9 protein-coding genes are annotated in these 8207 nt (G+C 68.6%); 4 read left to right on the top strand and 5 right to left on the bottom strand.

The window, feature by feature from the left end:
• Window positions 1-171 precede the first annotated feature (171 nt).
• The gene (locus tag NQ038_RS14435; RefSeq protein WP_257062905.1) at window positions 172-1221 is read right to left on the bottom strand and encodes an isoaspartyl peptidase/L-asparaginase family protein; all 1050 of its coding nucleotides are present in this window, start codon (window positions 1219-1221) and stop codon (window positions 172-174) included.
• 135 nt (window positions 1222-1356) lie between these two features.
• The gene (locus tag NQ038_RS14430; RefSeq protein WP_257049898.1) at window positions 1357-1779 is read right to left on the bottom strand and encodes an organic hydroperoxide resistance protein; all 423 of its coding nucleotides are present in this window, start codon (window positions 1777-1779) and stop codon (window positions 1357-1359) included.
• A gap of 211 nt (window positions 1780-1990) precedes the next feature.
• Between NQ038_RS14430 and NQ038_RS14425 the strand changes: the two genes are divergently transcribed.
• Window positions 1991-2254, top strand: coding sequence for a hypothetical protein (locus tag NQ038_RS14425; RefSeq protein ID WP_257062904.1), 264 nt, complete (start codon window positions 1991-1993; stop codon window positions 2252-2254).
• A 74-nt stretch (window positions 2255-2328) separates the two neighbouring features.
• Here NQ038_RS14425 and NQ038_RS14420 read toward each other — a convergent pair whose 3' ends face one another.
• The 3 genes from NQ038_RS14420 to NQ038_RS14410 form a co-directional block, all read right to left on the bottom strand.
• Window positions 2329-3531, bottom strand: a complete 1203-nt coding sequence (locus NQ038_RS14420) for an FAD-binding oxidoreductase (protein ID WP_257062903.1) — start codon at window positions 3529-3531, stop codon at window positions 2329-2331.
• Between the two features lie 50 nt (window positions 3532-3581).
• The gene (locus NQ038_RS14415) at window positions 3582-4781 is read right to left on the bottom strand and encodes a Gfo/Idh/MocA family oxidoreductase (RefSeq protein ID WP_257062902.1); all 1200 of its coding nucleotides are present in this window, start codon (window positions 4779-4781) and stop codon (window positions 3582-3584) included.
• A 224-nt stretch (window positions 4782-5005) separates the two neighbouring features.
• Window positions 5006-5689: an SDR family oxidoreductase gene (locus NQ038_RS14410; RefSeq protein WP_257062901.1), complete on the bottom strand. Its 684-nt coding sequence runs from the start codon at window positions 5687-5689 to the stop codon at window positions 5006-5008.
• A gap of 173 nt (window positions 5690-5862) precedes the next feature.
• Here NQ038_RS14410 and NQ038_RS14405 point away from each other — a divergent pair, with 173 nt between their 5' ends.
• From NQ038_RS14405 to ltaE, 3 genes are read left to right on the top strand one after another with little or no spacing between them, the layout of a single operon-like run.
• On the top strand, window positions 5863-6291 hold the full coding sequence (locus NQ038_RS14405) for a hypothetical protein (protein ID WP_257062900.1): 429 nt from the start codon (window positions 5863-5865) through the stop codon (window positions 6289-6291).
• Window positions 6291-7112, top strand: coding sequence for an amidohydrolase family protein (locus NQ038_RS14400; protein WP_257062899.1), 822 nt, complete (start codon window positions 6291-6293; stop codon window positions 7110-7112). The genes NQ038_RS14405 and NQ038_RS14400 overlap by 1 nt, the downstream gene beginning before the upstream one ends.
• A 35-nt stretch (window positions 7113-7147) precedes the next feature.
• The gene (ltaE, locus tag NQ038_RS14395) at window positions 7148-8167 is read left to right on the top strand and encodes a low-specificity L-threonine aldolase (protein ID WP_257062898.1); all 1020 of its coding nucleotides are present in this window, start codon (window positions 7148-7150) and stop codon (window positions 8165-8167) included.
• Window positions 8168-8207: the final 40 nt, after the last annotated feature.

Here is an 8207-nt window from a genome sequence, read left to right as displayed (position 1 = left end):
TGCGGCTGAGCTTGATACTGCGCGACTAGCTCTCGGATCTCTTCGGCCGTGTAGCCCGCTCTCCCTGCCATCACTGCTCACTTCCTCACTCACGCTGAGTGACTCACAAACAGTCTGACAAAGAGGGAGAGTGGTGTTTATGCGCTGGCGGCCCGTGTGCGAGCAGCCGGCTCAGAGGTGGACGGTCAGGCCGCCGGCGGTGGCCGCACCGTAGTACATATCGCCGCTATTGTAGGCGATCACCCCGGCACCGGTGGCAGGGACCACGATGACGCCCCCGTCACCGTCCGCCGCGGCGACCCGGTCCAACGCGATGGCCGCGGCCTCGGCCACGGGCCTGCCTGCCAGGGATACCAGGGTCGCGATCGAGTGCGCGGCGACCGTGCGCATGAACGACTCGCCCTTGCCGGTGCACGAAACCGCGACCGAGGCGTCGTCGGCGTAGGTGCCCGCGCCCAGGATCGGGGTGTCGCCGATCCGCCCGTCCATCTGCCCACTGATCCCGCCGGTGCTGGTGGCCGCGGCCACGTGGCCGGCCGCATCGCGGGCCACCGCTCCGACCGTGCCGTGGGTCTGTCCGGCGGAGCGCTTGGCCAGGAAGTCGGCCAGCTGGGTCCGGCGCTTCTCGGTGATGAAGTACTCCGCCGGCGCGGTTTCCACTCCCCACTCGCCCAGCAGCTCCTCCGAGGGCGCCGTGATGAGCACGTGCGGAGTGCGTTCCTTGACCGCACGCGCCGCCGTCACCGGGTTCTTCGCGCTCTTCACCGCGGTCACAGCGCCGGCCGTACCGTCGCCGGCCATGATCGCCGAGTCCAGCTCCGCCCGCCCGGCCAGTGTCAGCGCGGCACCCCGACCCGCGTTGAAGTGCGGGGCGTTCTCCAGTTCCATCACCGCGGCCTGTACCGCGTCGAGTGCGGAACCGCCTGCGGCCAACACGGCCTGCCCGGCTTCCAGGGCCGAGGTCAGACCGGCCTCGGCGGCTGCCGCGTCTTCCGGGGACAGGGGCGCCCGGCGGGCGCCGGCTCCACCGTGGATGATGAGCAGCGGGCCGGAATCCGCGCCGAAGGAGGCGGTCTCCACCGGGTGCACTGCGGCTGCCGAGTCCCTCGACTGGCTGGTGGGATCCACGTTTGTGGCCGCGTTTGTGGCCGGGGCGGACCCCGGATTCGAAGTGGGTGCGAGGCTGGGGTTCGAACCGGAGTTCGCAGTGGTTTCCGTCATGGGTTCAGTCTAATGAGACGGGACACTGTCGGGCGGGCCGTGACGGCAGCGGCGTTATCCCGTCAAAACGAAAACCTGGATGTGAGTTCGAAACGTGAACTCACATCCAGGTCCGTGTGGCGATAAGGACAATGCTCAGTCGTCGGTGACGGTGACCGTGACCTCGATATTGCCACGTGTGGCATTGGAGTAGGGGCAGACCCGGTGGGCGGCATCGGCCAGGCGCTGGGCCTGATCGTGCGGCAGATTCGGAATGACGACCTCCAGGGCTACGGCCAGCTGGAACCCGCCCTGGCCGTTGTCGCCGATGCTCACACGGGCACCCACGGTGGAATCGCCCAGATCCGCCTTCTCCTGCCCGCCCACCATGCGCAGGGCACTGTGGAAACAGGCGGCGTAGCCCGAGGCGAACAGGGCCTCCGGATTGACTCCGCCACCGGCGCCGCCCATTTCCTTGGGCGTGCGCATCTCGAATTCCAGCGCTCCGTCCATCGCGGTGACGTGACCGTCCCTGCCATTACCGGTGGACAGGGCCTCGACTGTGTATGCGGCTTCCATGGGTATCTCCTCTACTGAGTCGGATCTTCCGTCGGACACCGCCAGTCTCCTCCCGGAGCCTGACCACGGCCTGAACAGCGGATAAATGTGTGCGCTGGGCGGCGGGGCGGAGGTGGCCAAGGGCGGCGGGGGATGCCGCGCGGACCGCCGCGCAGCCGGCTGAGTTCCCGCAGGGGTGGTCGGGCGAGCCTCCGTATGGGACCATCTCCTCATGAGCCACGCAGCGCAGCACACGCAGAAATGCCAGGGCACCACCCCGTCGATCCTGTCCTTCCGGTCCTCCGGATCGATTCTGTCGATCGGGTCGAAGAACTCCGTGCTGTCCATCGGCAGCGTCGGTTCGGCCCTGTCGATCGGTTCCATCGGGTCATTCGCATCTGTGCTGTCGATCGGATCGGCGGTCTCTGCGGTCACCATCATGTCGTGGTTGTCGTGCGGGGCGATTATGCGGGCCCGGCACAACGCCCTGCGCTGACCGGGCCGCAGAGCTCAGATCGCTTTGGAGCTCAGCTCAGCCGGAGGCGTGCGCCTCTACCGGCGGCGTTCGGCTCAGCCCTTGACCTTGCGGATCCCATCGGAGCGCCCGGTGAACGCCACCGAGGCCTGCGGCCCCTGCGCGAAACGCGACAGCCGGAACGTCTCCAGCTGCTGCGCGGGTACGCCCGTGGCCAGTTCCCCGGCCAGCAGTTCCCCGGCGAGCAACGCCAGGGTCGCCCCCGAATGGGTGAATGCGACCGACAGACCTTCGATGCCTGGCACCGGACCCAGCACCGGATCGCCGTCGCCGGGCACCGGCTTCATGCCCGCCCAGATGTTCACGATCTCCAGGCGCGGATTGCCCGCCAGCACGGCCCTGGCCTCGTCGAGCTGTTCGAGCGCCACCGCCCGGTCCACGTGGAAGCGGCCGGCCTCGTCGACCTCGACCCCGGCCGTCGCCCAGTCCGAGTCCAGCGCGAACAGCCCGCCCGGTGCTGGGCGCAAGGCCACCCGCGGGGTGTTGAGCACAGCGCGCAGTGGGTGCGGCGCAGCGGCGGGGGCGGCCTGGATGAGCAGGGACATGGGCGTGGAGTCCGGGACGTTCACACCCAGCTCGCCCAGCAGTGCCGGGGTCCACGGACCCGTGGCGATGAGCACCCGGTCGGCCGGGATGAACTGGCCCTGCGAGGAGCGAGCGCCGGTCACGCGACCGCTGGCGACCTCGGCGTTCCAGGTGCCCGCATTGGCCACGATCCGCCCGCCGGCGGCCACGAACCGCGGAAGCAGGTAGGCGGCCAGGCCGGGCAGGTCGACCCAGCCCTCGTTCGGATTGAGGATGCCGCCTTCGGGGGCGACGACGTCGGCTGCGACGCCAGGCACGCGCTCGGCCACCTGGTCCTGGTAGATCCACTCCGAGGGGTAGTCGACGTCGACCTCGGCGGTGTGCCGGGCCTTGAAGGACTCGCCCGGGTCGGCCCAGGTGAAGCCGCCGTCGAAGCGCAGGAAGCGGGCGGAGGCGGGGTCGCCGGACAGGGCCCGGTAGCGTTCCATCCCGGCCAGGCGCAGGCCGTGGTATTCGGGGGTGCGGATGCTCGTGGCGCCCGCCGTGTTCAGCCAGGACAGCGACCTGCCCGAGGCGCCCGAAACCGGGTTGCCGTCGGTCACCAGGGTGACCTGCAGGTGGTGGCGGGTGGCCAGGTGGTAGGCGGTGGAGACGCCGATGATGCCGGCGCCGATCACGACGACGGCTGGCTGTTCTGCGGTGGGTTCGGACATGGGGTGCTCCTTGTTCTTCACTGGGCCGTTGTTCGGTTGGCTGCTGCTATTTAGTTGGCTGCGGCGCGGGCCGCTTCGATGACGTCCATGACCGCCAGGGCCTGCTCCCGGGTCACGGGCGCCGGCGCCGTGCCGCCCAGCCAGGCGGCCAGCCGGTCGTAGAAGTCCAGGTAGGTGCTCACCGGCAGAGCGATCTCCACCGGCGCGGCGTCGATTCCGGCGACTGTGCTGCCGGCAGGGTCGGTGGAGTCAGGACCGGCGGTGCCGGTGGCAAGCCGCGCAGCCTCGGCCACGGCGGTGCCGGAGACCGTGGCGGTGCGCTGGGCCCTGGCCGGCGCGGCCGGGTCGGTGTACTGCGCGTCGCCGGGCAGCATACCGGACTTGAGCAGGGGCTCCTGCGGGTCCAGGCCGGCCGAGGCCAGGCCGCCCGTGGTGCCCAGCACCCGGAAGCGCTGGCCGGGGACGGCCGCCAGCCCGTTCATCCGCAGTTCGCTGACCACGCCCGAGGTGTGGACCAGATCCAGCCGAACGTCGTCTTCTGCGACGGCTCCTTCTGCACGACGGTCCAGATGCACCGATTCAACGCGTTCGACCGAGCCGAAGAGTTCAATGGCCTGGTCGATCAAGTGCGGGCCCAGGTCCAGCAGCAGACCACCGCCCTCGGCCGCCGTGGTGCGGGCCTTCCAGCCCTTGCCGGGAGCGGGTTTGAACCATTCGAAACGCGATTCGAAGCGGTAGACCCGCCCGAAGGCCGCGTGGTCCACCAGTGCCTTGATCGCACGGAAGTCGTCGTCGCAGCGGCGGTTCTGGTAGACGCTCAGGCCGACTCCGCGAGCATCGGCCAGGTCGAACAGTTCCCGGGCGGCGGCCGCCGTGGGCGCAATCGGCTTGTCGACCAGAGTCGTTACGCCGGCCTCGATCGCCTGGCGCACGTGTTCGGCGTGCAGACCCGTGGGCGAGCCGACGATCAGCAGGTCCAGACCAGAACGCCGGCCGGTGGCGGCAGGGGCTGTGCTGGAGGAGACGAGGTCGGAGGCAGCGTGGGCCGCCAGCAGGTCCTCGATCGTATCGAAGGCCTCGGCCCGCGGGGCCAGTTCCGCCAGGTCAGCGCGCTTAGCCGGATCACGGGTGACTACACCCGCCAGTTCGAAGGCCGGGTGCTCCAGGACGAAAGGGGCGTGGAACACCCGGCCCGAGGTCCCGAACCCGACAATGCCCACACGATAGGGGTGGGTGGAGTTGGCCTGCATGGTTGGAACACCTTTCAAACTGGAGTCGCGGGAGGTATAGGGGGCGCGGAAGGCATGGGAGCGTTCCCAAACACTCCTAACGCTATGCGGTCGCTGTGACCTGCGTCAACGTTCACACTCGATGAACGACCCCTGCATCGAGTGTCCGCTTCATGTCACCCGCACCGCCCAGCAGACGACATGAACCGGACTCTCGATGCCCCGGGGTGCAATCGAGTGTGACCTCATTTCTTGGCCGGACGTACCGTGATGGTCTCGAACTGCGCGGAACGGTCGGCGTCGACCGCCACGCGTACCGCCTCGGCCACGGTGACGGCCTTGACGAAGTAGTCGGGATCGTAGTCCAGGCCGCCGCCACCGCGCACCGCCTTGCCCATGTCCGTGTCAACGAAGCCCGGGTGCACCGAGACCACGCGCACGCCGTCGTCGCGCAGTTCCTCGCGCAGGCAGTCGGCCAGGGTGTGCAGGGCGAACTTCGTTGCGGTGTAGGGCAGGCCGCGCGCATAGGACATGAGGCCGGAGCCGGAGTTGATGAACACGATCGTGCCGCGGGCTTTGCGCAATGCCGGGAGGTAGCGCTGGGTGATCTCGGCGACGGCGAACACGTTCACGGCGAAGGATTTCTCCCAGGCCGCGCGGTCGAGGTTCTCCAGCCGATCCTGGATCGCAATTCCCGCGGACTGGACGAGTACGTCGAGCCCATCGGGCATGTCCGCCGGGTCCGGGAAGGTGGAGAAGTCGACCGCGGGCGCGGCCAGATCGGAGGCGAAGTAGTCCACCCCGGTGATCCGGTCGGATTCCGCCACCGGGCGCGAGGCCCCGCCGAAGACCGCGTGATCACTCACCAGGTCTTCGACGATGGCCCGCCCGATCCCCCGCGAGGCCCCTGTAACGAGTGCTGTTTTCATGGATTTCCTGGAATTCACGGTTGGAGTACTCCCTGTCGCGCCGAGGCCGGCTGGTCCGCCCTGCCCTTCCATCCTCGCATCGCGATGGCCGGACCGCACGCGCCACCGCCATCCCGCACACGTATCATTATGTGTGCCACATCACTCATAAGCAATGCGCTCAGGAGACCCGTATGACCACCGACCACACCGTCCAGATCTTCACCGGAGCCCATGTCTTCGATGGCCAGGCCTTCATCGGCGCCAAAGACGTCGTCGTCACCGACGGAACCATCACCTCGGTTGTCCCTGCCGGCACCGCCGCGGCAGCGGAATCCGCACAGAGCTCCCCCGTACCCACCGTCGTCGACGCCACCGGCAAGACCCTGACACCGGGCATCATCGACTCCCACGTGCACGTGAAGATGTGGGACGCGGGTTCCCTCATGAAGTACGCAGAGCACTTCTCCTACCCGTTCTACAAGTCGGTGGTGAACCTCAAGGCGACACTGCACGGCGGTGTCACTTTCGCCCGCGACGCCGGGCACGCGGATGCCGGCCTGCCCTGGCCCTCGAGCGCGGCGACATCGAGGGCCCCAAACTGCGCTTGGCGATCACCGTGATGAGTCAGACCGGTGGACACGGCGACAGCCTCACGCCCTCCGGCGTCCCCGGGCCCAACAGCCTGGGTTATCCGGGCATGCCCACCTCCGTGGCCGATGGGGTCGACGGGGTGCGCAAAAAGGCCAGGGAGATCCTGCGCGCCGGCGCCGATCAGATCAAGATCTGCTCCACCGGAGGCGTTATGAGCCCCTCCGACGACCCTCGGCACAGCCAGTTCACCTATGACGAGATCCGCACCATCGTCGAGGAGGCCGAGGCGCAGGGCACCTATGTCATGGCCCATGCCCAGGGCACGCAGGGGATCAACAACGCCCTGCGCGCAGGCGTCCGGTCGATCGAACACGGCATCTATCTGGACGAATCCACGATCGAACTGTTCCTTGCCAATGACGCCTACCTGGTCCCCACCCTGCAGGCGCCCCTGGCCGTGATCAAGAATGCGGACGCGGGCATGCCGATCTCCCCGGTCGCCGTGGCCAAGGCCCGCACCGTCGCCCAGATCCACGCCGAGGCCGTCGCGCGGGCGCACGAGGCGGGCGTCAAGATCGCGATGGGCACCGACGCCGGGGTAGGCCCACACGGCCAGAACCTCGAGGAGATCGAGCTTATGGCAGGCGTCGGGATGAGCATCGAGGACGCACTGACCGCCTCCACTTCCACCGCGGCTTCACTCCTGCGCGTCGAGGACCGGGTCGGCAGAATCGCACCGGGGCTGGCCGCCGACATCGTACTGTTCGACGGCGACCTGGCCCAGGTGGGTGTAGGCGATATCCGGCAACGGGTCGCGGCGGTCTACCAGGACGGAATCCAGCGCCGGTGACCCGGCCCGACCCCACCAGAAGGGAAAACCAGACAGTGCACCAGCAGCACACGCGCAGCGACTTCCGATCCGATACCGTCACCCGTCCATCACCCGAGATGCTCGCCGCCATGTCGGCGGCCGAGGCGGGCGACGCGGTCTACGACGACTGCCCCACCACCTCGGCGCTCGAACGGCTGGCAGCCGAGCGACTGGGCAAGGAGGCGGCACTGTTCTTCCCCAGCGGGACCCAGTCGAACCTGGCCGGGTTGATGGCCCATTGCGGCCGAGGCGATGAGTACATCGCGGGCCAGCAGGCCCATGTCTACCGCAGCGAGGGCGGCGGCGGTGCGGTGCTCGGATCGATCCAGCCCCAACCGCTGCCCAATGAGGCCGACGGGACCATCGCGCTCGACGCCATCGCGGCTGCGATCAAGCCCGATGACTTCCACAATGCAATGACCAGACTGTTGGCCCTGGAGGACACCTTCAACGGCATCCCCCTGCCGGATGACTACCTGCAGCAGGCCACCGAGCTGGCCCGCGCACACGGCCTGGCGACCCATTTGGACGGCGCTCGGCTGATGAACGCTGCGGTGGCCACCGGGCGCGACCCCGCGTGGATCGCCGGCTGGTTCGACACGGTGTCCCTGTGTCTGTCCAAGGGACTGGGCGCGCCGATCGGCTCGCTGCTGGTCGGCCCCAGGGACCTGATCGAGCGGGCCAGGCGGGTCAGGAAGATGGTGGGCGGGGGCATGCGCCAGACAGGGTATCTGGCGGCCGCCGGGATCTACGCGCTGGAGCACAATGTCGAACGGCTGCGCGAGGACCACGCCCGGGCGCAGCGCCTGTCCCAGGTGCTCCGCGAGTACCCGGAACTCGGGGCGGGCGAAGCGCAGACCAATATGGTCTTCATGACCCCGGTAGCGGGGTTCGACGCCACCGCCTTCACCGGTTTCCTGGCCGAACGGGGAATCCGCGTGGGCGGCTACGGGACGCTGCGCTGGGTGACCCACCTGGACGTCGACGATTCGGATGTGGAGGCTGTCGCGCGCGCCTGTGCGGACTACTTCTGAGCAGTCCGGGCACAACGCCGAATGGCCACGATGCGCCGAG

This window comes from Brevibacterium sp. 50QC2O2 (assembly GCF_024580675.1).
GTDB classification, from domain to species: Bacteria; Actinomycetota; Actinomycetes; order Actinomycetales; family Brevibacteriaceae; genus Brevibacterium; species Brevibacterium moorei.
The sequence above is the reverse complement of the archived record's forward strand: the minus strand, read 5'-3'. Positions and strand labels throughout refer to the sequence as shown.

Coding starts and splice junctions, on each gene's coding strand:
- NQ038_RS14405 (WP_257062900.1), top strand. CDS start 5,863: ATGACCACCGACCACACCGTCCAGATCTTCACCGGAGCCCATGTCTTC.
- NQ038_RS14435 (WP_257062905.1), bottom strand. CDS start 1,221: ATGACGGAAACCACTGCGAACTCCGGTTCGAACCCCAGCCTCGCACCC.
- NQ038_RS14430 (WP_257049898.1), bottom strand. CDS start 1,779: ATGGAAGCCGCATACACAGTCGAGGCCCTGTCCACCGGTAATGGCAGG.
- NQ038_RS14420 (WP_257062903.1), bottom strand. CDS start 3,531: ATGTCCGAACCCACCGCAGAACAGCCAGCCGTCGTCGTGATCGGCGCC.
- NQ038_RS14425 (WP_257062904.1), top strand. CDS start 1,991: ATGAGCCACGCAGCGCAGCACACGCAGAAATGCCAGGGCACCACCCCG.
- NQ038_RS14410 (WP_257062901.1), bottom strand. CDS start 5,689: ATGAAAACAGCACTCGTTACAGGGGCCTCGCGGGGGATCGGGCGGGCC.
- NQ038_RS14415 (WP_257062902.1), bottom strand. CDS start 4,781: ATGCAGGCCAACTCCACCCACCCCTATCGTGTGGGCATTGTCGGGTTC.
- NQ038_RS14400 (WP_257062899.1), top strand. CDS start 6,291: ATGAGTCAGACCGGTGGACACGGCGACAGCCTCACGCCCTCCGGCGTC.